This window comes from Actinomyces sp. Marseille-P3109 (genome assembly GCF_900323545.1).
In the GTDB taxonomy this organism is placed as follows: domain Bacteria; phylum Actinomycetota; class Actinomycetes; order Actinomycetales; family Actinomycetaceae; genus Actinomyces.
The window spans coordinates 2,200,690-2,223,907 of sequence record NZ_OOHN01000008.1 but is presented as its reverse complement, the minus strand read 5'-3'; the positions used below and the strand labels follow the sequence as shown (position 1 = coordinate 2,223,907).

Annotated in this window: 15 protein-coding genes and 1 pseudogene; 6 read left to right on the top strand and 10 right to left on the bottom strand. The window is 71.1% G+C overall.

The window, feature by feature from the left end:
- Window positions 1–24: 24 nt before the first annotated feature.
- Entirely contained in the window at window positions 25–1,146 is a 1,122-nt protein-coding gene (locus BQ8008_RS09645) for a hemagglutinin (RefSeq protein ID WP_234415335.1), read from the top strand.
- 423 nt (window positions 1,147–1,569) lie between these two features.
- Window positions 1,570–3,096 carry a phospholipase D-like domain-containing protein gene (locus BQ8008_RS09635; RefSeq protein ID WP_108833821.1) on the top strand — a complete coding sequence of 509 codons (1,527 nt, stop codon included), beginning with the start codon at window positions 1,570–1,572 and terminating at the stop codon, window positions 3,094–3,096.
- A 318-nt stretch (window positions 3,097–3,414) separates the two neighbouring features.
- Here the strand turns inward: BQ8008_RS09635 and BQ8008_RS09630 are convergent, their stop codons facing one another.
- Window positions 3,415–8,157 (bottom strand): DUF3418 domain-containing protein, encoded by a 4,743-nt coding sequence (locus tag BQ8008_RS09630; protein ID WP_108833820.1) that lies wholly within the window; start codon window positions 8,155–8,157, stop codon window positions 3,415–3,417.
- A 115-nt stretch (window positions 8,158–8,272) separates the two neighbouring features.
- On the opposite strand from BQ8008_RS09630, the gene BQ8008_RS09625 reads away from it, so the two are divergent.
- On the top strand, window positions 8,273–9,346 hold the full coding sequence (locus tag BQ8008_RS09625) for an endonuclease/exonuclease/phosphatase family protein (RefSeq protein ID WP_234415334.1): 1,074 nt from the start codon (window positions 8,273–8,275) through the stop codon (window positions 9,344–9,346).
- 25 nt (window positions 9,347–9,371) lie between these two features.
- Here the strand turns inward: BQ8008_RS09625 and BQ8008_RS09620 are convergent, their stop codons facing one another.
- From BQ8008_RS09620 to BQ8008_RS09610, 3 genes are all read right to left on the bottom strand, one after another.
- The gene (locus BQ8008_RS09620) at window positions 9,372–10,193 is read right to left on the bottom strand and encodes an alpha/beta hydrolase family protein (protein ID WP_108833818.1); all 822 of its coding nucleotides are present in this window, start codon (window positions 10,191–10,193) and stop codon (window positions 9,372–9,374) included.
- A gap of 332 nt (window positions 10,194–10,525) precedes the next feature.
- Complete coding sequence (locus BQ8008_RS09615; RefSeq protein WP_199908035.1) at window positions 10,526–11,437, bottom strand: copper homeostasis protein CutC; 912 nt, start codon at window positions 11,435–11,437, stop codon at window positions 10,526–10,528.
- 56 nt (window positions 11,438–11,493) lie between these two features.
- The gene (locus BQ8008_RS09610; RefSeq protein WP_108833816.1) at window positions 11,494–12,408 is read right to left on the bottom strand and encodes a cation diffusion facilitator family transporter; all 915 of its coding nucleotides are present in this window, start codon (window positions 12,406–12,408) and stop codon (window positions 11,494–11,496) included.
- 237 nt (window positions 12,409–12,645) lie between these two features.
- On the opposite strand from BQ8008_RS09610, the pseudogene BQ8008_RS09605 reads away from it, so the two are divergent.
- Window positions 12,646–13,401: pseudogene (locus BQ8008_RS09605) on the top strand (trimeric intracellular cation channel family protein); the annotation flags it as partial.
- Window positions 13,402–13,595: 194 nt separating this feature from the next.
- On the opposite strand, the gene BQ8008_RS09600 reads toward BQ8008_RS09605, so the two are convergent.
- The 6 genes from BQ8008_RS09600 to BQ8008_RS09575 form a co-directional block, all read right to left on the bottom strand.
- Window positions 13,596–13,913, bottom strand: coding sequence for a protoporphyrinogen oxidase (locus tag BQ8008_RS09600; RefSeq protein ID WP_108833815.1), 318 nt, complete (start codon window positions 13,911–13,913; stop codon window positions 13,596–13,598).
- A 172-nt stretch (window positions 13,914–14,085) separates the two neighbouring features.
- Window positions 14,086–14,436: a hypothetical protein gene (locus BQ8008_RS09595; RefSeq protein ID WP_108833814.1), complete on the bottom strand. Its 351-nt coding sequence runs from the start codon at window positions 14,434–14,436 to the stop codon at window positions 14,086–14,088.
- A 213-nt stretch (window positions 14,437–14,649) separates the two neighbouring features.
- The gene (locus BQ8008_RS09590; protein ID WP_108834856.1) at window positions 14,650–15,924 is read right to left on the bottom strand and encodes an App1 family protein; all 1,275 of its coding nucleotides are present in this window, start codon (window positions 15,922–15,924) and stop codon (window positions 14,650–14,652) included.
- A 472-nt stretch (window positions 15,925–16,396) separates the two neighbouring features.
- Window positions 16,397–17,731, bottom strand: a complete 1,335-nt coding sequence (locus BQ8008_RS09585) for a glycosyltransferase 87 family protein (protein ID WP_108833813.1) — start codon at window positions 17,729–17,731, stop codon at window positions 16,397–16,399.
- 60 nt (window positions 17,732–17,791) lie between these two features.
- The gene (locus tag BQ8008_RS09580; RefSeq protein ID WP_108833812.1) at window positions 17,792–19,078 is read right to left on the bottom strand and encodes an MFS transporter; all 1,287 of its coding nucleotides are present in this window, start codon (window positions 19,076–19,078) and stop codon (window positions 17,792–17,794) included.
- Between the two features lie 77 nt (window positions 19,079–19,155).
- Window positions 19,156–20,469: a variant leucine-rich repeat-containing protein gene (locus BQ8008_RS09575; protein ID WP_108833811.1), complete on the bottom strand. Its 1,314-nt coding sequence runs from the start codon at window positions 20,467–20,469 to the stop codon at window positions 19,156–19,158.
- A 404-nt stretch (window positions 20,470–20,873) separates the two neighbouring features.
- Here BQ8008_RS09575 and BQ8008_RS09570 point away from each other — a divergent pair, with 404 nt between their 5' ends.
- Both BQ8008_RS09570 and BQ8008_RS09565 read left to right on the top strand, forming a co-directional pair.
- Window positions 20,874–21,743, top strand: a complete 870-nt coding sequence (locus BQ8008_RS09570; protein ID WP_108833810.1) for a PP2C family protein-serine/threonine phosphatase — start codon at window positions 20,874–20,876, stop codon at window positions 21,741–21,743.
- Entirely contained in the window at window positions 21,740–23,122 is a 1,383-nt protein-coding gene (locus BQ8008_RS09565) for an FHA domain-containing protein (protein WP_108833809.1), read from the top strand. The genes BQ8008_RS09570 and BQ8008_RS09565 overlap by 4 nt, the downstream gene beginning before the upstream one ends.
- Window positions 23,123–23,218 lie beyond the last annotated feature (96 nt).

Below are 23,218 nucleotides of genomic sequence, written 5' to 3'. Positions count from 1 at the left end.
CCGTTGTGTGACACGATGACGTCGATGTCCCACCATCCCTCCAACCGACGCTCGCGGGCCCACCGAGGCGCCAGTGGTTCCAGCGCCTCCCAGCCGGCCCGCACTCCGCACCGCGCGGGCCCGACGGCGCAGCGCGGAGGTGAGCGTGCCCGAGGCGGCGGTCAGGGGCATCATCCCGGGCACGGTCGGGGCCACCGGGGAGGTGGCGAGCGTCCCGGCCGCCTTCGCGCCAGCGTCAGGCGCAGGAAACGAGGCAGGAGGAACCCGCTCCTGGCCTTCCTGCGCAGCCCGGTCGGCGTCGGTCTGGGCGCCTTCCTCATCACACTCCTGGTGGGCGTGATCGCGTTGCGTGCGGCCGGCTCCTCACTCAACGGACTCGCGGGCCTGGGGCAGCAGACCTCCCTGGGGACGGCGAGCTCCGCACCGGCTCCCCTGGTGCCCGATACGAGCGGGTTCGATGCCGCGCGCATCATCGACGATGAGGTCTTCTACGACGCCGACGCCATGACGCGCGAGGAGATCGCGGAATTCCTGGCACGGGTCAACGCCGGCTGCCAGCCGGGCAGCGACGGCACCGAGTGCCTGGCCACGGCCACCTTCTCCATGCAGGGGCGCGAGGCCAGTACCTTCTGCCCCGGCGGCACCAGGGATGCCTCGGGGCTCAGTGCGGCCGATGTCGTCTGGGAGGTCTCCCAGGCCTGCGACATCAACCCCCAGGTTCTCCTCGTCCTCATCCACAAGGAGCAGGGGCTGCTGACCGCCTCCGGCCGGACGCTGGGTGCCCGCGACTACGAGGCCGCGGCCGGTTACGCCTGCCCCGATCACGGAACCTGCGACCCTCAGTGGGCCGGTTTCTCCTCCCAGCTCTACGGGGCGGCCTCCCAGTTCCAGCGTTACCGTCTCAACCCGGGGACCTATGACGTGGTGGCGCAGCGACCGACCCAGATCGCCTACTCGCCCAACGGTCAGTGCGGCAGCGGCGAGCTCACGGTCGCGAACCAGGCGACGGCGGGCCTGTACAACTACACGCCCTTTCAGCCCAATGCGGCCGCCGGAAGCGGTGGAGACCAGTGCACCTCCTGGGGGAACTGGAACTTCTACGGCTACTTCAAGGCCCTTTTTGGAAGTCCGACGTTGGAGCCGTAAGTTCGGAGATGAGCCCCACGGATGCTGTCGTTCCAACGTTTGTGAGGTACTGTAGGGCAGTGCTCGGGAAGCCGTAACCGTATCGTCACCAAGCGTCATCATTTAGATGCATTATTTTCAGGTTTCTTTCAGACAGCGTCGGCAGAGTCATAGTCACCACTGGACGGTGGCGACCGCGAGGTACTGGGGAGTACCGCTGACCGGTGGGCACCGAGTCCGGGCCACAGCCAAGGGAATGTGCTCGGGCGTTTCAGTGAAGGAGGATCCGCTGCCGAATGGGAACCGGTAAGCGACCTCGTTGCGAAGGGCCCGGCCCGGTGGTTCAACCGGGGCGGGCCTTCGCAGTGCCTGGGCGTAGGGCCATCCGGCCCGCGCCCAGGCTTCTTTCCGAGGCCCGCTCGACGGACATGACATGATGCGAACATGACGTTGCCGCCGGTACTGGCGACCACCTGGGTCGTCATCGAGTACCTCATCAAGATCGCTGCGCTGGGCACGGTCCCCGAGAATCGCCGCCCGTCGTCGTCGACCGCGTGGCTGCTGCTCATCTTCCTGCTGCCCCTGGTAGGACTCCCGCTCTACCTGCTCATCGGCAGCCCGTGGGTGCACGGCACTCGTCGCCGTCAACAGCACACCGTCAACGAGATCACCCTCGACTACACCCGCGCCATGCCCGACCTGCCTCAAGGGGCCCAGCCCTCGACCTACCTGGCCGGGGCACTGCGCATGAACCGCCGGCTCACCGGGCTGCCCTGCGTCAGCGGCGAGGTGGTAGCCGTCCACGCTGAGCCGCGCACCACCTACGAGGCCATGGCCCGCGCCGTCGACGCCGCCACCGACCACGTCCACGTCGAGTTCTACATCATGAGCTGGGACGAGGTCACTGACGTCTTCTTCTCCTCCCTGGAGCGCGCGGTGGCCCGCGGGGTCACGGTGCGCCTCCTGCTGGACCACCTGGGCAGCCGCAAGTACCCCGGCTGGAAGCAGTTCTGCCAGCGCATGACCGACGCCGGCATCCACTGGCGGCTCATGATGCCGCTGCTGCCGCTCAAGCGACGCTGGCGCCGCCCGGACCTGCGCAACCATCGCAAGATCCTCGTCATCGACGGTGAGAAGGCCTTCATCGGCAGCCACAACGTCATCGACCCCACCTACAGGACCCGGCGCAACGTGCGCATCGGACGTCGCTGGGAGGACCTGTCCGTGGAGGTCACCGGGGAGATCGTCCTGGAGGCCCAGGCCATCTTCGCCATGGACTGGTACTTCGAGGCCGGCGAGCAGCTCGAGGCCTTCGACCTGGCCCTGGGAACGCCCTTGGAGACCCTGCCGGAGATGGCGGGGCTCCCGGGTGTCCTGGTGGGGACTCCGGCCCCGCGGCCGGGGCGGCCCGACGCCGTCGTCAACGCCATGCAGCTCGTGCCCTCCGGGCCCGGCTACCCCACCGAGCCGAACCTGCGGATGTTCCTGGCGCTCATCAACGGGGCCAAGCGGCGCGTGTCCATCACCAGCCCCTACTTCATCCCTGACGAGGCACTCCTGTCGGCGATGACGTCGGCCGCCTACCGGGGGGTGGAGGTCGAGCTGTTCGTGGGCAAGGAGTCCGACCAGTTCATCGTCAGCCATGCCCAGCGCTCCTACTACTCGGCGCTTCTGGCAGCAGGGGTGCGGATCTACCTCTACCCCTCGCCGACGGTCCTGCACTCGAAGTACATGACGGTCGACGACGAGGTCGGGGTCATCGGTTCCTCCAACATGGACTTCCGCTCCTTCGCCCTCAACTACGAGGTCATGCTGCTGGCCTTCGGCGGGGACCTCGACGACCTGCTGCGCATCAACGACGCCGACTACCGGGGCATCTGCACCGAGCTGACGGCCGAGGACTGGGCCACCGAGCCCTGGTACAACCGCTACGTGGACAACGTCTGCCGCCTCATGTCCGCCGTGCTGTAGGAACACCGGCCGGATCGACAGCTGACGACGTCGTCGGCCCCCGCACCTCAGAGGTGCGGGGGCCGACTGTGTGGAACCGGAGAAAGCGTCCGTGAGACGCCTGGGACGGAGAAACGGAGAAAGCAGGCGTCGCAGTGATCGTTCTTCCTCAATGACTCCAGGCTAGCCGCACCGGACATCGGTGCAATCGTCCCGCCGGGCGAATGGGGCGCCGGCCGACATCCTCCTGGGGGAGGAGATGTTGTCATCGCAAGGATGACGTCTCACGGTACGTCCGCGAAGGGACAGGGGGTGACCAGGCGAGTGGATCGAGGGCGGTCAGGCGATCTGGGCGCAGAGCTTGGTGATGCGCTGAAGGCTCACCTTGCGGCTCGTGCCCAGGGTCTGGGCGAACAGGCTGACCCGCAGCTCCTCGACCATCCAGCGCGCCTCCTCCAGCAGCGCCTCGCGCTGGGGATCGGCCGGCAGCGAGGCGGCCTTGACGCGGGCCTTGTCCACCACCTCCTGGGCCTGGGAGACCTGGAAGGCCAGAGCCGCATCCTGGGAGGCTCCCGACGGCGAGGAGGCCGCCTTCTCCACCCGCATCACCAGCGCCCTCAGGTAGCGCTCCAGATACGCCAGGTGCTCCGGCGGAGTGGCGGCGATGAAGCCGTCCGGGACCAGGGCCGCCGCGTGCTCGCGCACCTCCTGGAGCGTGCCCAGCAGAGTCAGCGAGGTGCGCTCGCCCACCGCACGATCCACCTCCCGGGAAGCCTTGAGCGCCGCTGCGGCATGCTGCGCCACCCGGTAGACCTCGTCCTCGAGCTCATCGCGCATGACCCCGACCAGGGAGGCGAAGACCTCCCGCCTGCGCACCTCGGCCAGCGGCGTGCCGGACTCCGAGGCCGCCCAGCGCCCGGCCACGACCCGCGCAGCGGCTGCCTCCATGTCCTCCACCAGCGCCTCGGTGCTCCGGTAGGGGCTGGCCGCCAGGATGAGCGACTCCTGCGCGCTCCATCGGCTCTTCACCCGAGCCGTCGGTAAGGCGGTCCGCGCCAGGGCCAGCGCCGTGACCCCGGCGCCGTGAGCGCCACGCTGGGCGACGGCGTCGGGCAGGATCCTCAGGTCCGCGCTCCTGGTCGAGGTGGCCACCAGGGCCGGGTAGCCGCGCACCACCAGGCCGGCCCGGCCCGCCGACTCCACCGAGGCCGGGATCGTCGATCCGTCCGGGTCGCCGAGGCCCGGTACACCGCTGGGCCAGTCGGTCAGGCCGTTGCGCTCCTCCAGACCGGTGCCGGCCCCGGTGGCTTCGGCAGCGCCGTCGGGACGCCGGGCGACAGCAACCTGCCCACCTTTCCTCCTGCGCCCCTTGCGGCCGGACCTCCCGCCGCTGCCCCGAGACTCCTGGCGCTCCTGGGCCTCGGCCATCGCCTGAGCCAGAGCACCGCGCACCGCGGAGCGCACGGCGGCCTCCGTCTTTCCCGACAGCCGCTGCTGGAGCGAGACCAGGTCCCGGCCGCGGCCGATGACCCGGCCCTGCGCGTCCAGGGCCGCGAAGGCCATCGCCAGGTGATCCGGCAGCCGCTCGGCGGCCTCGGCCCAGTCGTCCTCCGTGATCTCCACACCCCTGAGCCGGGAGACCACTCGGCCGAAGGCCTCCTCGAAGGGGATCTCCGGGCAGCTCGCGCCCGGCGGCGTCGGGAAGTCCCGCTCGATCTGCGCCCGCACCTGGGCGCCCACGTCCGGGGCCGGTACCAGCTGGCGGCGCACCCGCTTGGGCAGCGCCCGGATCGTGGCCACGCACAGCTCGGGGCGCATGCCCGGCACCAGCCAGTCGAAGCCCTCCGGGCTCAGGCGCCCCAGCACCTCCACCGGTACCTGGACGCTGACCCCGTCCTCGGCCTGGCCCGGCTCGAAGACGTAGTTCAGGCTCAGGGTGAGGTCGCCCTGCACCCACGTGTCCGGGAAGCCGCTGGCGTCGTCCCCACCGGGCAGCAGCAGCTCGCGCGTGAAGTCCAGCAGGTCCGGGGCGGTGCGCCGCTGATCCTTCCACCACGCATCGAAGGCCGCCGCCGAGGTCACCTCCTCGGGGACGCGGTCGTCGTAGAAGTCGAACAGGGCGGTGTCGTCGGCCAGCAGGCCGTGCTCGCGTCGACGCCGCTCCACGTCCTGGAGCTCCTCGATGAGGGCCCGGTTGCGCTCCACGAAGCCGTGCCGGGCGTGCCAGCCGCCCTCCACCAGGCCCGAGCGGATGAACATCTCCCGAGCGACCTGGCGGGCCGAGTCCGTTCCCACGCTCGCCAGCGTCGCCGGCCGGTCCGCCACCAGGGTCATCCCGTAGAGCAGCACCTTCTCGTGGACCATGGCCGCCCCCTGGCGGGTCGACCAGTAGGGCTCGCCGAACACGCGGCGGGTCAGGCCCGCCCGGTCCGCCACCTGCTCGATCCACCGGGAGTCCACCTTGGCCACCGTGCGTGCGAAGAGCCGGGAGGTCTCCACCAGCTCGGCAGTCATCACCCAGTCGTAGGTCTTGCGGCGCAGGCCCGAGCCCGGCCAGATCGTGAAGCGCGTCCCGCGCGCACCGGCGTACTCCCGACGCCGCTCGTCCCAGTTGCCCACGTTGGACAGCAGCCCCACCAGCAGCGAGCGGTGGATCGCGTCGGCGTCGGGAGTGTCTGCGCTGCGCCCCAGGGCCACGACGGCGGCCGCCACGCCCCCGTTGGCGATCTGGGCGGCGTGGCTGCCCGGCTCCAGGGCCTCGGTGGCGGCCCGGATCGAGCGGGCCGTGGGCAGCTCCACCGGGGCGGCGTCCAGGCCGAGGGGACGGGCGAGCTGACGCAGCTGGGCGTGGACGTCCTGCCACTCGCGCACCCGCAGGTAGTGCAGGAACTCGGCGCGGCACATGCGCCGGAACGCCGAGCCTGACAGCTCCCGGCTCTGGGTGCGCAGGTAGCGCCACAGGTTCAAGTAGGTCAGGAAGTCGCTCGTCGGGTCGGCGAAGCGCCGGTGCAGGGCGTCAGAGGCCTCCTGCTTGTCCGCTGGGCGCTCGCGCACGTCCTGGATGGACAGGGCCGCCACGATGACCATGACCTCCCCGACGCAGCCCAGCTCTCCCGCCTCCAGGAGCATGCGCCCCAAGCGCGGGTCGATCGGCAGGCGGGCCAGGCGTCGCCCGATCTCCGTCAGACGCGGCCCCCTCCGGCCCTGCCCGGAGACGTCGTCGGACCGGGCGGAGGCGGACCCGGCCGGCTCGATCGCACCGATCTCCGTGAGCAGCTGCAGGCCGGAGCGGACCTGACGGGAGTCGGGGGCGTCCAGGAAGGGGAAGTCCTCCACCGCCCCCAGCCCCAGGGCCGCCATCTGCAGAATGACGCTGGCCAGCGAGGTGCGCAGGATCTCCGGCTCGGTGTACTCCGGGCGCGCCTCGAAGTCGGCCTGTGAGTATAGACGGATCGCGATGCCGTCGGCCACGCGCCCGCAGCGGCCCGCCCGCTGGTTGGCACTGGCCCGGCTGACCGGCTCGATCGGCAGGCGCTGGACCTTGGTGCGGTTGGAGTAGCGGGAGATGCGCGCCAGGCCCGGGTCGACGACGTAACGGATGCCAGGAACCGTCAGGGAGGTCTCGGCCACGTTCGTGGCCAGGACGATGCGGCGCACCCGATGGGCCTCGAAGACCCGGTGCTGCTCGGCGGCGCTCAGGCGCGAGTACAGGGGTACGACCTCAATGGCGCCCGGCGTGCGCGAGCGGCCGTCGGGCGTGTAGCGCGCCCCCAGATGGTCGATGAGGGCCGCCTCGGTGTCGCGGATGTCGCGCTCACCGGCCAGGAAGATGAGGATGTCGCCGCTGGGCTCGCCCAGGAGCTCGTCGACGGCGTCGAGGATCCCGGTCACCTGGTCCTTGGGCTCGCCGGCCTCGGTGCTCGCTCCGCCGGGAGCGGTACGGCCTCGGCCCTTGCCGCGAGCGCCCTGGTTCCGGGGAGCGAGCGACGTGGAGCCGGCAGTGGAGCGGATGGCCTCGCGGCGGGCCCGTGCGGCGGCGCGCACCGCCGGGTCGGGGGAGGTCAGGGCCTCCAGCTCGGTCTCGCTCAGCTCGCCGGGAGCCGCCGGGCCGGGCCGGGACCCGGCGGCGGCGCCGGCCGGCTCGCCGGTGTCGTCGGAGTCGGGCTCGACGTCGTCGGGAGCCAGTGGACGGTAGCGGACCTCGACGGGGTAGGTGCGCCCGGAGACCTCGATGACCGGGGCGGGAACGGTGAAGGGCCGCCCCCGGTCGCCGATCTGCTCGCGGCCGAAGTGCTCGGCGAAGCGCTCGGAGTCGATGGTGGCCGAGGTGATGATGACCTTGAGGTCGGGGCGCTGGGGCAGCAGGCGCGCCAGGTAGCCCAGGATGAAGTCGATGTTGAGGCTGCGCTCGTGGGCCTCGTCCACGATGATCGTGTCGTAGCGGCGCAGCTGGGGGTCGGACTGGATCTCCGCCAGCAGGATGCCGTCGGTCATGAGCTTGACCAGGGTGTTCTTGCCGACCTCCTCGGTGAAGCGCACCTGGTAGCCGACGACGCCGCCCGGCCCGATCGGGGTGCCCAGCTCGGAGGCGATGCGCTCGGCCACGCTGCGGGCGGCGATGCGCCGCGGCTGGGTGTGGCCGATCATCCCGGTCACGCCCCGGCCCAGCTCCAGGCAGATCTTGGGCAGCTGGGTGGTCTTACCACTGCCGGTCTCGCCGGCGACGATGACGACCTGGTGGTCGGCGATGGCCGCGGCGATCTCTTCGCGGCGGGCGGAGACCGGCAGCTCCTCGGGGTAGACGATCGCCGGGACGGCTGCAGCGCGGGCGGCGAGCTGCTCGGGGGAGTAGCCCCTCCAGGTGCTGCGACGTCGGCTCGGGCCCTTGCCTGAGCGCCGAGCCTGGCGGCTGCGGCCATCGCTGCGTGGGTTGCGCCGGCCCTGCTTGGCCGGTGCGCCACCGGTACCGCGTTCGCCCTGCTCACCAGGTTTCTCCTCACGCTGGTCCTTGCCCTGACCACTGCTGTGCCCGCCGGCCTGATCGCCGCTGTGACCCTGGTACCGATCCTCGCCCTGTTTCATAGGTGGCCCATTGTCCCCCATGGATGCGGGTTCGTTTGTCCGGGACGCCGATCGTGCTGAGCTCCTCGGTTACGGAAGCTGGCAGAAGGCCGCCGGGGTCTGGTTGAGTGCGGACATGACTCGACGTCAACAGCTTCTTCGGTGGGGTCCTGTCGTGGCCGTCGTCGCCCTGACGTTGGTGAGCGTTCTGCCCCCGACGACGGTCTTCCCCTGCGCCCAGCTCATTGCGTTGCGCTCGCTGCTGGCGGTCGGCGCGGCGTCCTTGGGCCTTCTGCTCCTCACGGTCGCGATCCTGTGGCGTCGTCGGCGGCGTGGGCAGCCGTCTCGGACTGGGCCGGGAACCTGCCGGACGGGTGTGCGTACCGCAGTGGTTGGACTGGTTTTTCTGCTGGTGGCGGGGGCTCATGGCGGCGTTCTGGTGTCCAGGGGGCTTCGACAACGACCCGTCGATGCCGGCGCCGTGAGCGTCTTGAGCCTCAACACTGAGCGGGAGGGCGCAGATGTCGAGGCGGTTGCAGGGCTGGCGGATGCGGTGGGGGCCGACGTCCTCGTGCTGCCGGAGACGACTCAGCGCTACGGACGGCGGCTGGCCGATGCCCTGACCGAGCAGAAGAAGGAGAGCGGCGCGCAGCCCCCGAGCTTCGCGGTCTTCTCCGACACCGCCATGCCCTCCGACCTGGCTGAGCAGGGGATCGACCAGAACTCCGACCCGGCGTACTCCACGACCGTCCTCGTCGCCTCCCGACTGGGCGGCTACAGGCAGGTGGAGGAATCTGCCGGGGCCGGTTTCGGTACGGTCAGGCTGGAGCCGGAGAGCGGCGACGGCCCCGTCATCGTCGGTGCTCACACCTACCCGCCGCTTCCGGGGGCGATGACGTGGTGGAGGAGCTCGGTGACCGACGTCGCCTCCCTGTGCCGCCGGCCGCCCGCCGGGCTGATTGTGGCCGGGGACTTCAACGCCACCCGCGATCATGCCCCGCTGTGGAACCTGGGCGGCTGCGTCAGTGCGGGGGAGCAAGCGGGTATCGGCGGCTTGGCCACCTGGCCCAGCAGCACGGGCACGACCCTGCTCGGCGCCACCATCGACCACGTCTTTGTCGACGGCACGGTCTGGGAAGGAAAGGGGGGAAGGGTCGTCACCATTCCCGGTACCGACCACAGGGCCGTCGTCGTCCGGCTATCCGACTAATCGCAGCAGCCACCGGTCATTGACCTCAGCGCAGTCGGCGGCGGGCCCACTCCAGGCTCAGGCGGGCGACCTCCTCCTGGGCCTGGTCCAGGGACTCGGCGTGGACGTGGACCATCTGGCTGGAGTCGGGCAGCAGCGGGAAGCCCTCGGCCGTGGCCTCTGCGGTGTTCGGCAACTCGTTGGACAGCACGCCGTGCACCATGAGCACTGGCCAGGGCAGGTCCGCCAGGGTGCGCTGCGGCTCCTGCATGGAGAAGTCCGCCAGCGTCTCCTTGGACAGGACGTTCCACTCGCGCGAGTTGGGGTTGTCATCCACCAGGCGCGTCAGCCCGTGCTGGGCGAGCTCGTCGAGCTGCTCGGGGGAGAAGACCTCCTCCCACAGAATCGACTGCGGGCCCACGATCGCCCCCACGAGCACGGCCGTACGCACCTGCTCGGGGCGCGCCAGGAGCGCGGCCGTCGCCCCGAAACCGTTGGCGTGAATCATCTGCCGCGTGAAGCCCAGGTCCGCCAGCCAGCTCGAGGCGGCGCGCAGGTCCTCAGCCTCTCCCGCCAGGGTGATGACGTCGTCGTCGGACTCTCCCAGGCCCGAGAAGTCCAGACTAAATGTGGCCAGGCCCGCCTCGCGGTAACGGGCGCCGATCCGGTCCAGGCGGCCGCCCTGGCCATGCCGGTCGGTGAGGAAGTCGTGCGCCAGCAGGACGACGCCCTCGTCCCGAGCCGGTCGGGGCTGGTCGTCGTCGGGCGTCGTGGAAACCTCCAGATCGATCGGAGCGGCCCCTGCGGGCAGGCTGAGGGTGCCGGCCAGGGTGATCCCGCGGGGGGTATCGATACGGACGTCGCTCATGGGGTCAACCTAAGACAGAAAATAGGGGTGGTCATGGGGGTCATGAGGATAGTTGTCCCGATTGCGCTTCCAGCGTGATGGGAGTGCCGAGGCCCCCGGCCGAGCGGAGGGCTGTGGATATCTACGAACCGTGCAGTTTCCTCGACAATGCGTTGTGACGACGCTTGACGGCGCTCGGCAGATGGGCGGGTGGCGGAACGGGGCGAAGCGCAGTGCGGGCCTGGGACGGGGCTGCGGCGTCGGGCGTCGCCCCGGACAGCACGGGGCGGCGCCCACCGTCGAGGTCTGGGCGGATGGGGCAAAAGCTTCGAGGGTCCGGCCGGGCTACCTGGCTACTCGGGCAGCGGCACCGCGCGGACCGCCTCGACGGCGCGTCGTACCAGGTCCTCATCGGTGCGCTGGGGCTCGTCGGGGCTCAGGCCCTCACGCGGACAGCGCATGTGGACCTCGCGCACGCCGGTGGACTCCACCAGGTCGACCAGGCCGTGGGGGCGCACGGCCCCGGCCGCGACAACGATCGGCCCGCCGCTGGCCACCAGCCCGGCGATCACCGAGGCGCCGTCGGCCGCCGTCTGCGCCGCGCCGCTGGTCAGGACATAGCGCACGCCGAGTCCCTCCAGGTCCCCGTAGGCCTCGACCGTGTCACGGCAGCGGTCGAAGGCCCGGTGGAAGGTGACCGGGGCGCCGTTGGCCATGTCGACCAGCAGGCGCACCAGGCCGCGGTCGATCACTCCGTCCTCGGTCAGGGCGCCGACGACGAAGCCCAGGTCCACGGCCGGCGGCAGCTCCCCTCGCCCTCCTCCGGTGGCCTGGGGGCGGGTGAACTCGGCCATTTCCAGGGCCAGGGATGCGATACGTCGCACGTCGGCGATCATGGCCCGGCCCTCATCGGCGTCGTAGACGAAGGAGCCGCCACGGGGGCGGATGAGGACCCGCAGGCCGAAGGGTGCGGCGGCCTCGGGCTTGTCCGCCCAGTGGGCGCCGGCCTGGGCGCGGCGCTGCTCCACCTGCTCGGCGGCCGCGAAGATGGCCGCCTCCACGGTGCCGATCGAGGGGGTGGTGCCGGCGGCGGTGAGGTTGTCGCCCAGCTCGGCGCGGTCGGCCCCGGCTCGGGCGGAGATCCTCACGCCCTCAACGTCCTCGACGCAGGTCTCCAGGACGACGTGGTCGGGGCGGCGCCAGGTGGGGGTGGGGGCGGTGATCGTATGCTGGCGCAGCGACGGTGCTGAGCCGGTGAGCCTCATTGCGTTCATGGGGCCGAGTCTGGCATGTCCCGACGTTGATGAAAACCGGGTAGATGTCAGATGTCCTCGAGGTCCTCGTAGGACTTGGGGTCCTCGATCGGCTCCAGGTGCGCCGAGATGCGCAGGCTCGCATCGGCGTCGACCAGCTCGTCGATGACCTGCTCGGTGAAGTCGTGTCCCTTCTTGACGCTCCAGGCCGCGGGGACCAGCACGTGCAGCTCCATGAAGCGCCGGTTGCCGGCCTCGCGCACCCGCACCGCGTGAAAGTCGATCATGCCCTCCTTGCGGTGGCGCTCCAGGACCGTCGCGACACTGTGAAGCACCTCGGTGGAGGGGGCGATGTCCATGAGCCCGCCCACCGAGTCGCGGATGAGCGTGAAGCCGGTCCACATGATGTTGAGTCCGGCCCCCAGGGCGACGACGGCGTCGAGCACGGCCGAGTCGAAGACCGCCACCAGCGCCACCCCGACCAGGACCGCGGCGGAGGTGACGACGTCGGTGGCCAGGTGCTTGGCGTCGGCCACCAGGGTCATGGAGCGCTCGCGGCGCCCCGCCCGGTAGAGCACCCACGCCGCCGCCCCGTTGAGGAGCGAGGCGACCACCGAGACCGCCAGGCCCACCCCCAGCTGCTCGGGCATCTGCGGGGTGATGAGGCGCCCGATGGCGGAGATGATGATGAAGGCGGCCGCCACGAAGATCATGACGCCCTCGACGACGGCCGAGAAGTACTCGGCCTTGGAGTGGCCGAACTGGTGGTCGGCGTCGGCGGGCTTGGCCGCGATCCTCAGGACGACGAGCGCCATGACGGCGGCGATCAGGTTGATCACCGACTCGGCGGCGTCGGAGAGCAGTCCCACCGAGCCGGTCATCCAGGCCGCGGCCCCCTTGAGCGCGATCGTGCCCAGGGCCGCCGCAATGGAGAGCCACGCATAGCTGCTCAGGTCCTTGGGGGGTGCGTATCGTGAAGACACTCCCCGATCATCGCGTGGGCCGGTGCGCCCTGACCACCTGAGGTTTCGCATCGCCGCAATACTCTGGGCCGTCGCGGCCGGGTGCCGGGCCCCTGGGCCGCCGTGGGCTAAGGTGTCGCCGGGCGCCGGGCGCCGGAGACCCGGCCGACACCGGGGCAGACGACGGCTCTCAGTAGCCACGGCATCAGTGAAAGGCGGGGGATCGGAGTGCTGGACGGCTCGTCCCTCGCGCTGCACATGCCGGCCTCCCTCACCGACACCTTCCGGGTGCTCGACCTGTGCGGCGTCCTGCTCAACGGGATCCTGGGCGGGCTCATCGCCCGGCGCAAGAACTTCGACCTGGTGGGCTTCGTCGTCCTAGCCATGCTCACAGCCACCGCCGGCGGCATCCTGCGTGACGTCATGATCCAGGCCGGACCGCCCTTCGCCCTGACCGACCCCTACTACCTCTACACCGCCTGCCTGGGGGCGACGATCGCCTGGTTCGTGCCCCTGACCTCGCGGCCCACCCGGCGCCTGCTGGTGGTGGCCGACGCCGTCATCCTGGGGTGCTGGGCCGCCACCGGCGCATCCAAGGCCCTCACCCACGGGCTCGGCGTCATGCCGGCCCTGCTGCTGGGCTGCCTCACGGCGATCGGCGGCTCCATGATCCGTGACGTCGCGGTGGGGGAGACCCCGGCGGTCTTCGGCGGCAACAAGCTCTACGCGATCCCGGCGCTCATCGCCGCCGGTACCCAGGTCCTGGCCGTGAGGGCGGGGGTGGCCGACGCGCACGCCATGCTGGTGTCCACCGCCGTCGGGGCGGGCCTGTGCGTGCTCGCCTACTGGCGCTCATGGCAGCTGCCGGTCATCTCCGACCGGGAGCGGCGCCGGGCCGGGCGCCGCAGTGGGGCGGGGGCGCTGGTCGGCTGGCGCCGGGCACTCATGATGGGGCCGCTCAAGGCGCCGGCCTGGCGCGGCCGGGCCGGACGGGGCGCAGACGCCGGCACGTCGCTGGGCCCGGCGACCGCTGAGAGCCGTGCGGAGGCCGAGGCCGCTGAGGGGTGCGAGGTCCGTGAGGACTGCGAGGACCGCGAGGACTGTGAGGACATGGAACGGGGCGCCTCGACGTCGTCGAAGCACCCCGGTCGTACTAGTCAGTGCTAGTCAGCGGTCCACTCCTGGGGCCACTCCCGGTTCAGCCGGCCTCAGCCGGCCTCACTGACCGGGCGCAGGCTGGCCTCGCTGGCGTCGACGGGCTGGGACTGACCACTGCTCTTGGCTGATGGCGTCCCGAACAGCCGCTCCTTGACGGCGTCGGCGACCTTCTCGGTAACGGCCTCGCCCTGGGTGCGCACGGCCTGCTTGACGTGGCTGGAGGCGGCGTCGACCCGGGTGCGCACGAAGGGCTGCTCGGCGACCCTCGAGGCGGCCGACTTGATGCGCTCGTACTGGGCGCGCCCCGCGCGGGTCCCGAGCACGTATCCCGCGCCGAGTCCGAGGATGAAGGGGATCTTGCCGGCCATATCTGTCTCCTGAGCTTGAGGGAAGCGCTGGTTGATGCGTCATCACCATACCGGCCACGAACCGGGACGGCCGCCATGAGAGCCGACCATCGGCGTCCTGATCGCCCACAGCGTCATGCGCGGAGCGGCGTCCGGCGCGTGTGCGGTGGCATGCGCGGTGCTGCGCTCGCCATCACATGGTGGCCAGGGCAGCATCGTCATCGGCTGCGGTGAGGTTCCCAGCGGAGTTCTCAGCACTGGTTCCGTGGGTGCCCGAGCGGGAGCTGTTCAGGTCGTCGGGTGAGACGGTGGTGATGTAGGAGCGTCCGCCCAGGATCACGCCGAGCGCCACCAGCAGGCCGGTGCCCATGAGGGTGGCCACCTGCAGCACGTTGAGGTCGGCCAGGATCGCGTGGCGTCGCAGTGAGGCTGCGGTCGAGGGGGCGGAACCCTTGCGGGCTGCCGAGCGGGTCGTCGGGGTTGTCGGGTCGCTCGCGGGCGCGGCGGTCGGAACGATCGAGGAGTCCTTGGGGAGGGGGGACATGTGCTTCCTCCTGTTCATTGGGGATGGGAGCGGGGACGTCTGCCCCAGTGGCGGAACCAGGTAACTGCCGGGACCTGTCGGCCTCGTACGGTGGGCCTGTGATGTCTCTGTGAAGAGATGAGACGGGGTGTGAAATCGCTCGCTGCCGGGGATCGGCCATGACGGAGGCGGCGACGTGAGACATGCCGCACCGACGGTTGCGCCCGAGGGCCGTCAGCGGCGTGGTGCGGCCTCCAGCAGCTCTCGGGGCAGGAGCCGGGCCAGCTCGTAGCCGTCGGCGCCCACGACGACGGGCACGTCGGCCTCGGCCAGGGTGCGTGCCTCGGGCCCGATCCCCATGGGGCGGGCGGTCAGCCCTCCGGCGAGTACCTGCTGTGTGGCGGTCAGGCGCCGGATGGCGACGACGGCGATCCGGTCGGCGTGGTGGAGGGCTGCCTCGCCGTAGATGAGTGGGTCGTGCTGGCCGTCGTCGCCGAAGAGGATCCAGGTGATCTGGGGCAGGTCGATCATGAGCCGGCGCAGCTCGGTGCGCTTGTGCTCGATCCCCGAGCGGAACCAGCCGGTGTTGGTCAGCCCCCAGTCGGTCATGAGCGCGGGGCCGGAGGGGAATCCGTGGCGGGAGAAGAAGGAGCGCAGGGTGGGCACGACGTTCCACGCTCCGGTGGACAGGTACATCATCGGGGTGCCCGGGTGGGCGGCCCGGATGCGCGAGTAGAGCTCGGCCATCCCGGGGACGGGCTCTCTCGCCGAGGAGTACTTGACGAGCTGGTTCCAGGCGGCCACGAGCACACGGGGGACGTGCGTGATCATCGCGGTGTCATCGATGTCGGAGATGATGCCCAGGCGCGGGCCCTCGGGGATGATGAGGACCTTGGCGGCGACGGCCTCGGCCCCCATCGCCTCGATCCGGGCCTCGTGCCAGCCCGGCTCCAGACCGTGGTCGCGCACGACGACGTCGATGTAGCCGCCGCGATCGGCCCGCGTGCGCACACTGGCCCGGCCCACGTGGACGGTCACCGGCAGGAAGGCCACCGGCACCTCGATGAACAGACGCCAGCCGCGCTGGGCGTCGAGCAGGCTGGTCAGGGCGAAGTCGCGGGCCTGGGCGGGGCTGACCGGGAGGGAGGCCGGCAGGGATCGGAACAGCGGCCCCTCGGCCGGAGCGTTCTGGGGGCGCATCACCATGCGAGCCAGGACCCGGGCCATGGAGGCGGGGCGAGAGGCCTCAGAGGAGGCTGCTGGAGAGACGGGTTGAGGATCCGGGGGAGCGGTCGGGCGGTCGGCGGCCTCGGTGCGCGTGTGGACGGGCCTGCGGTGCCGCCCCGACGTCGGCCCAGGCAGGTCTGACGGTTCTGACTGAGCCGGTGTGCTGGTGCCGTAGCCGTCGTAGGGGATGACGCGGGGGCGCCAGCCCTGGCGCTTGAGGACGGGGACGGAGTCGCGGTGGAAGTGGTCCTCGACGGCGCGGGCGATGTCGAAAAGGGGCACCACCCGATCCTAGATGACGGGCCTCATCGAGGAGGGGCTGATGCGAAGGCAGGTTCTGGGCGGAGCTTGGGACGACGGGGGTGATCTCGGACGAGCCGGTCCCGTTCGGGGACGTACTTTTTGATCGGGGACTGCGTTCTCCCGCAAACGACTGGGGCCCGACCGTCGTCGTTTGCGGGAGAAGTACGTCCTGGATGGAAATCGCAGTCCCCGATGCGTGCGGCCAATCGCCCTGCACCGCCGTCGAGACCGGCCGGGCTCAGCAGGGGGCGGCAGGGAATGGCCGGGATCGGCCGGGAGTCGCCGGTCATCTTGCCCGATGGGGTGGGCTTGATCGCGTTGCCGAAGGGGTGTGCACAGTCGCGCCGGCGGTGCAGTACCAGCGGCCACCACGAGGACGACCACATCGCCTCCTCATGGAGGAGGGGACCCTGCGACGGCAGGTTCCGGGCAGCGCTGGTGGTGAGAGATCTCAGCGGTGCGAGACCACCTGGTGCCGGCCGGCTGCCCACCACAGGGCCGCCCCGCAGCCCAGGGCCCACCAGGTGTAGCTCGAGCCGACGACCTTGGCCCAGGCCGGCCAGCTCTGCTCGACGTGGTTCTGCTCGGGGAACCACCACTGCATCGCCAGGACGAAGACAAGAATCCCGGCGAGCCCGGCCACTCCGAGCGTGGCGGAGCGCCAGCGCCAGGCCGCCGCCCCCACCGACACGAGCGCCGGCAGGCACCACACCCAGTGGTGCGACCAGGAGATGGGGGAGATGAGCAGCCCCAGCACCATGACCACGTTCACCTGGAGCGCCAGGACCAGGCCGGCGTCGCCGGCTTCGACGTCGGGGTCCCGCAGCCGGTCCAGCCGGCGGCACAGGAGCCATGCCGCCAGCACCGTCAGCAGCGAGCAGGCTGCCCAGGTCGGGTTCCAGGCCGGCTCCGGCAATGCCCGGGCGATGGCGCCCTTGAAGTTCTGGTTGCCCGAGTAGTCGGCGAAGCCGGCACGTCCCGGGTCCCACATGGCCCACGTGAAGAACCGCCAGCTCTCCGTAGGGGCGAACAGTCCCGCCAGGGCCGTCAGGCCGACGGCGCTGCCCGCCATGGTGGCGGCGGCCCGCCACTCGCGGCGCGCCAGGAAGACCAGGATCGCCACCGCCGGCGTCAGCTTAATCCCGGCCGCCAGGCCGCTGAGGACCCCGCGCCACCGTGAGCGGCCGGGGACCACGAGCAGGTCGACGGCGACCAGCGCCATGAGGATGGCGTTGACCTGCGCGTACTCCATGGTCTTGGGGAAAGGCTCCAGCACGACGACTCCGAGCAGGGCGATCCACGGCGCCAGGCCGTGCGCCGTCCTGATCCTGGCCCCTAGGCGCCTGAGGACCGCGTACGTCGTCACGGCGGCGCACAGCGGGGTGGCAACGACCAGCAGCGCGGTGGCCGACTGGTACGACATCCAGGTCAGGGGCGTGATGACCCAGGCTGCCAGCGGCGTGTAGGTGAAAGGCCACAGGTGCTGCGGCGGGTTGGCGTACCAGTTGTAGAGGTCTCCGCCGTTGAGCCACTGATGAACCGCCTCGTAGTAGACGAAGGAGTCCAGCTTGAAGACCCACTGGCCGCTCTCGTCCACCAAGGACCGGTGGGCCGGCACCAGGAGCGCCAGCCAGCCGAGGACGGCGACGACCGGCGCGCGAGTCGCCGCGACCAGGCGCGAGAACCGCGGGACCGACGCGCGCTCCTCATGGTCCTGACGATCATCAGTGCCGGAGCCGGGCCTCGATGAGAGGGACTCGTGTTGTGGGTTGTCTGCTATGGACATCGTGCAGAGTGTAGAAGAGGCACAGAGCCTGCCGGGAATCGAGCGCGGAGCGGCTGAGCGTCAGTGGGCGGCCAGGGAGCGGGTGGTCCGTGCGCGCCTGAGGGCGGGCAGGCCCAGGATCCCGGCTGCGACGGCGGCCCAGGCGAAACCGGCCACCGTCAGGTAGCCGGCACGTGAGCCGCCGGCGTCCGTGGCCTGCCCCGCCAGCAGGGAGCCGACCGAGACCCCGACGTTGAGCGCGGTACTCACCCAGGCCAGTCCCTCGGTGAGCTGTGAGGGGGCCACCGTGACCTGCACGATGTTGTTGCCGCTGGTCAGGGTCGGGGCGATGGCCAGCCCCGTCATGAGCGCCAGGACCGACAGCACCACGAGGCTCGGGGCCAGGCTGAAGGTCGAGGTGCCCACCGCCAGCGCCACCAGGCCGGCCATGAGCTGCTTCCACAGCGGCCACCCCCACGTGCGTGATCCGTAGACGAGCGCCGCGGCGAAGGACCCCACTCCCCAGACGGCCAGCACGAGCCCGGAGGCCGACTTGTGGCCGGCCTCGGTGGCGAAGGCGACCGCGGCGACGTCGTTGGCCCCGAACATGGCCCCCGAGAGCAGGAAGACGACGATGGTGGCCACGACGGCGCCGTAGCGCAGGACCGGACGGTATCCCGTTGTGGTTCCCGCACCGGGATCCATAGCGGAGACGGCCGCGGCGTCCCTGGCGGCCGCCTTGGCTGCGCGCCGCGGCCGGCGGGGGTGCGGGGCGGGCTCGGTGGCGCGCTGGGCGAGGAACCACAGCCCGCCCACCGTCTGCATCGCCAGGCAGACGAGCCATCCCGAGGTCACCGGCAGGACCGGCGTCGTGCACAGGGCGGTGGCCAGCACCGGGCCGAGAATGAAGGCCACCTCGTCCAGGGCCGCCTCCAGGGAGAAGGCCGCGTGGACGTCCTCGGGGCGAGAGATCAGCGCGGTCCAGCGCGCCCGCACCAGCGAGCCCATCGAGCCGGCCAGCCCTCCCGCCAGCGCGGCCAGCACAGCCAGGACTCCCAGGTGCGCGTGCACCGTGGCGGCGGCGACCAGCCCGGCCAGGCTCGCCGCTGAGACGACGAGCGCCGGCAGCATGACCCGCGACTGGCCGTACCGGTCGACGCACCGGGCCAGGACCGGCGCGCCGACCGCCAGCGCCACGAAGTTCGCGGCGCTGACCAGGCCCGCCGCCGTGTAGGAGCCGTAAAGCCCCTCGACAGCGAGGATCGTGGAGATCCCCACCATCGACATGGGGAACCGGGCGATGAGGCCGGCGGTCGTGAACGACCGGGCCCCGGACAGGTTGAGGATCGCGTTGTAGGAGGTGGCCATGTCAGAAGCTGTGAGCTGTCAGTGGTGCTGGGAGAGGACCGACGCGGGGTGGAGGAGTCGGACCGAGACGGAACCGCTCAGCGGGCGTGGCTGGTGGACTCGACCCCCTCGCGGCTGAGGGTGAAGCCCTCTCCGCTGACCTGGCTCCAGCACTGCATGCCGTCCGAGGTCGAGGTGCAGGCGAAGTTGGCGTTCTTGGCCGAGGAGCTGTAGCTGAGGCTGACCCCGTTGGGGGTGAAGGTGGAGCCGCAGGACTGGGTGGACTGCCCGTTGGCGCCGATCTTCACCGTCAGCGGCTTCGAGGCGGGGCAGGAGCCGGTCGCGGCGTGCTCGTTGATGACACAGGTGACGTCGTTGTTGCCCAGTGTGCAGGTGATGTTGCCGCTGGGGGCGTCGAAGGCGGGCAGGTCCCGGGCGTCGCTGGGAGCAGGAGCCTTGAGGGTGGGCGTCGCCGAGGCGCTCGGGGTGGCCGAGGCCTTGGAGGAGGCGGTGGCGCTCGGGCCGGCGCTGGCCCGGCCGGCGTCCTGGCCGCTCTGGGCCGTGGACTGGGTCTCGCCGCCCGTGGCGGAGTTGTCGCCGTCGCCGCCGGAGAAGTACCAGGTCGCCAGGAAGACCATGATGATGGCCACCATCAAGGCCAGGATCAGCAGGATGCGGTTCGAGGTCAGGAAGGACGATGAGGCCGAGGAGTCGTCGTCCTCGGTGCCCACGCCGAAGACGCCGGCACCGCCGTCGGTCGCGGTGGAGGCCTGGGCCGCAGCAGGAATCGCCGTGCCCGGCGCCTGCGACATGCTCGCGGACTGCTGGAAGGTCTGCTGGAGCGCAGGCTGGACCGGGCGGGCCGGTGACTGCGAGGGGACCGCCTGGGTGGGGCCGAACGTCGAGTCGGAGACGGTCGGGTCGCCCGTTGCCCGGAAGCTGTCGACCTGGGTGTTGGCGCCCGCCGCACTGAAGGCGCTGGTAGCGCTCGCGGCGCTCCTCGAGCTGGTCGCCGACATCGCGGAGGCGCCGGAGATCCCCGAGGTCGCCGAGGTCGCCGAGGTCGCACTGCCCGGCTGGAGCGAGCGCGGCAGGGTCACCTGGGTCGGGGGCTCGGAGGACCTGACCGACGGCGAACCGGGCTGGGACCCGGGGGGCGACACGACTGCCAGCTGCGGCGAGGTCTGCGGGGACTGGCCCGACTGGGGCTGGCCGGTACGAGAGGCCAGGGCGGCGTCGACCGCGGGGTCTCCCAGCGTGCCCAGCCACTCCAGGAGGGCGGGGTAGGTGCGCGGGTTGGCGGCGATGTAAGGGCGCAGGCCGGGGTAGTTCTGCGCGAGCTGGTGGAGGGTCTCCAGCTCCGCGTTGGGATCTTGCGCGCGTGCGACAAGCTCGTCCTTGGCCTGAGACATGCTGGGTCCTTCGGGGTCGGGAAAACTGCGTCGTTCCAGGTTGTGACCGGCACCTGACTCCGTCGTGGATCGGGTCCCGGAACCACCCGCGGTGCCGAGTGAGGGGACGCGGTACCGTGCTGGTGGCGCATGGGCCGGGTAACCGGCCGCGCAGAAAGACTACCTGAGGACCCTGTGGTGCTGGCTGCCTGACGGATCACGGCCCCAGGCGGGAACCGGGGCGACCGAGGTGGTGGCGGTGGTTATCGAGCGCGTCCGGGCAGTGCCCTCGCACGTCCTCCCCGCGTCGTCCTCGGGCCGCCTCATGCTTCCATATGGTGGAATCTCAGCCGTGGTGCAGTGGTTCAGGACGGGGCGCTGGGGTTTACTAGGGGAGTGCAAGCAACGCAGGTGAAAGGGAGACGATGACCGAGCACATTCGTGCCGACGCCGATGCCCCCGCGATCCGGGCCGACGGCGCGGCCGGTGTCTCCGGGGTCGTCGTTGGTGCAGCCACCGACGTGGGACGCCTGCGCACGGTCAACGAGGACGGCTACCTCGCCATCGCGCCGGCCTTCGTCGTCGTCGACGGCATGGGCGGGCACGCCGCCGGTCGCATGGCCACGCAGGTCGCCCTCGACGCCCTCTACTCGCTGGCCGGAACGCGTGTCACCAGCGTGGAGACGGTGGTGCACGCGGTGATGTCCGCCCAGGAGGCGATCGTCTCCATCCCATCGCACGCCGCCTACCTGCCCGGCGCGACGATCGCCGGCGTCATCCTGGCCTGGCTGGAGGATGAGCAGGGCGTCGCCCGACCGACCTGGATCATCTTCAACATCGGGGACGCCCGGGTCTACCTGCTGCGCGAGGGCATGCTCTCCCAGGTCACCCGGGACCACTCCCGGGTCCAGATCCTGGTCGAGACCGGAGAGCTCACCCCGGAGCAGGCTCGCAGCGACCCGCGTCGCAACGTCGTCACCCGCGCCCTGGGGGGAGGAATCGCCGACTCCGCGGTCCCCGATCTCTACAGCGTCCCGGTCGCCGCCGGGGATCGTCTGCTCGTGTGCTCCGACGGGCTGAGCGACGAGCTCGACGACGAGGCCATCGCCACGGTGCTGGCCGCCGGCTACACGGTGCAGCGCACGGCCGAGCTCCTGGTGGCCGCCTCCTTGGAAGGGGGCGGACATGACAACACCACGGCTGTCGTCGTGGACGCCACCGAGGTCCCTACCAGTGCTCCCGACGCCGTCCACGGTGAAGGCCGCGGCGAGATCGTCGCTGAGGGGGCGCAGTGACCGCATCACCCCTGCCAGGCGAGCGCATCCCGCTTCCCGAGGGACTGACGCGTCTCTCGGACTGCTCACTGCGAGTCGACGGCGTGGACGGGGTCGCCGTCATCAGTCCTGCCGCCGGGGCCGGTTCCCGTTCCGTGTCCGTCGAGGCCGGGCTGCGGGTCCTTGAGGCCCTGGGAGGCACCCACCTGCCCACAGTGGGGCCGACGACGTCGGAAGCGACCGTGGCGGCGCAGCAGACCGGGCTGCGGTCCGTGGTGGCCGGCGAGGCCTCCGACGACACCGGCGACATCGTCCCGGCGGAGCCCGGCGACGAGACCGCGCTGCTCAAGCCGGTCAGCCTGGTGACGGACCTGTCGCCGGACACGGGCCCGACGGAGCTGACGGACCCGGCAGGTCCGTCAGACTCAAAGAACGATGAGTCCGACGGCGTCTCCGGAACGGGCCCCCTCGACACCGCCGGGCTGAGCGGCGTCGCCGGGCGGAGCACTGGGGCGAGCATCGAGGAGGAGCCTGCCGCGGCCCCCACTGCGCAGAGCGCCGAGGAACCCGCGGAGCCCCTTCCCGAGCCTCCTGAGCTCCTGGAGACGGGTGTCTGGGAGGAGCCCGACGAGTCCCTTGATCTCCCCGACGAGAGCCGGGGGAGCGGCGACGCTTCCGTCGATACCGGAGGGGCTGACAGCGTCGAGCGGATGCCGGAGTACCCCGAGCCCGAACCCGGTTCGGGGCGGCGCCGTCGTGGCGCCCACCGGGCCCAGACGGCGCCGTCGGTCGACTCCCCGGGACAGCCGACGGCCGACACCTCCAAGAGCAAGCAGCCCCAGCCGGTTCGTGCCCCCCAGCCCCTGGAGGCGCTGCCCAACACCGAGGTCGTCTCCGCCTCCGAGGCGGCTCTCATCGCGGCGCCCCCGGTGCGGGCCTCGATCTGCCCCCGGGGGCACGCCAACCCACCCGAGATCCGCGAGTGCCTGACCTGTGCGCAGCCCCTGACAGGAGTGTTCTCCTTCGTGCGCCGGCCGGCGCTGGCCACGTTGACCCTGTCGACCGGCGCCGCCGTCGAGGTCGCCGGTGACGTCGTCATCGGACGCGCCCCCCAGGTGCAGGTCGGGGCGGACCCTCACGTCGTGGCCCTGGTCGCGGTCCCCAGTCCTCACCACATGGTCTCGCGCTCCCACCTCCTGCTGACGACCTCGGGGTGGAGCGTCCTGGCCCAGGACCTCGGCTCCTCCAACGGCACGGTGCTGGCGCGGCCCGGCGCGACGCCCGTCCTGCTGGGGTCGGGCATGCCGACGCCCGTCTTCATGGGGGACCTCATGGATGTCGGGGACGGGGTCACGCTTCGCATCGATCCGCCGGCCTGGTTGAGACCGCAACGTGCTTGAGGTCATATCCACCTGGGAGGCGCTTCGCCAGTGCGGACCCGGGTTCTCAGCGAGACTTGTCTCAGACGACTCAAGACATTCAATGCCGGATTCAAT

What these genes read in the sequence shown, in the direction of transcription:
- BQ8008_RS09645 (WP_234415335.1), top strand. Translation starts at nt 25, where the DNA reads ATGTCCCACCATCCCTCCAACCGACGCTCGCGGGCCCACCGAGGCGCC.
- BQ8008_RS09635 (WP_108833821.1), top strand. Translation starts at nt 1,570, where the DNA reads ATGACGTTGCCGCCGGTACTGGCGACCACCTGGGTCGTCATCGAGTAC.
- BQ8008_RS09630 (WP_108833820.1), bottom strand. Translation starts at nt 8,157, where the DNA reads ATGAAACAGGGCGAGGATCGGTACCAGGGTCACAGCGGCGATCAGGCC.
- BQ8008_RS09625 (WP_234415334.1), top strand. Translation starts at nt 8,273, where the DNA reads ATGACTCGACGTCAACAGCTTCTTCGGTGGGGTCCTGTCGTGGCCGTC.
- BQ8008_RS09620 (WP_108833818.1), bottom strand. Translation starts at nt 10,193, where the DNA reads ATGAGCGACGTCCGTATCGATACCCCCCGCGGGATCACCCTGGCCGGC.
- BQ8008_RS09615 (WP_199908035.1), bottom strand. Translation starts at nt 11,437, where the DNA reads ATGAGGCTCACCGGCTCAGCACCGTCGCTGCGCCAGCATACGATCACC.
- BQ8008_RS09600 (WP_108833815.1), bottom strand. Translation starts at nt 13,913, where the DNA reads ATGGCCGGCAAGATCCCCTTCATCCTCGGACTCGGCGCGGGATACGTG.
- BQ8008_RS09595 (WP_108833814.1), bottom strand. Translation starts at nt 14,436, where the DNA reads ATGTCCCCCCTCCCCAAGGACTCCTCGATCGTTCCGACCGCCGCGCCC.
- BQ8008_RS09585 (WP_108833813.1), bottom strand. Translation starts at nt 17,731, where the DNA reads ATGTCCATAGCAGACAACCCACAACACGAGTCCCTCTCATCGAGGCCC.
- BQ8008_RS09580 (WP_108833812.1), bottom strand. Translation starts at nt 19,078, where the DNA reads ATGGCCACCTCCTACAACGCGATCCTCAACCTGTCCGGGGCCCGGTCG.
- BQ8008_RS09575 (WP_108833811.1), bottom strand. Translation starts at nt 20,469, where the DNA reads ATGTCTCAGGCCAAGGACGAGCTTGTCGCACGCGCGCAAGATCCCAAC.
- BQ8008_RS09570 (WP_108833810.1), top strand. Translation starts at nt 20,874, where the DNA reads ATGACCGAGCACATTCGTGCCGACGCCGATGCCCCCGCGATCCGGGCC.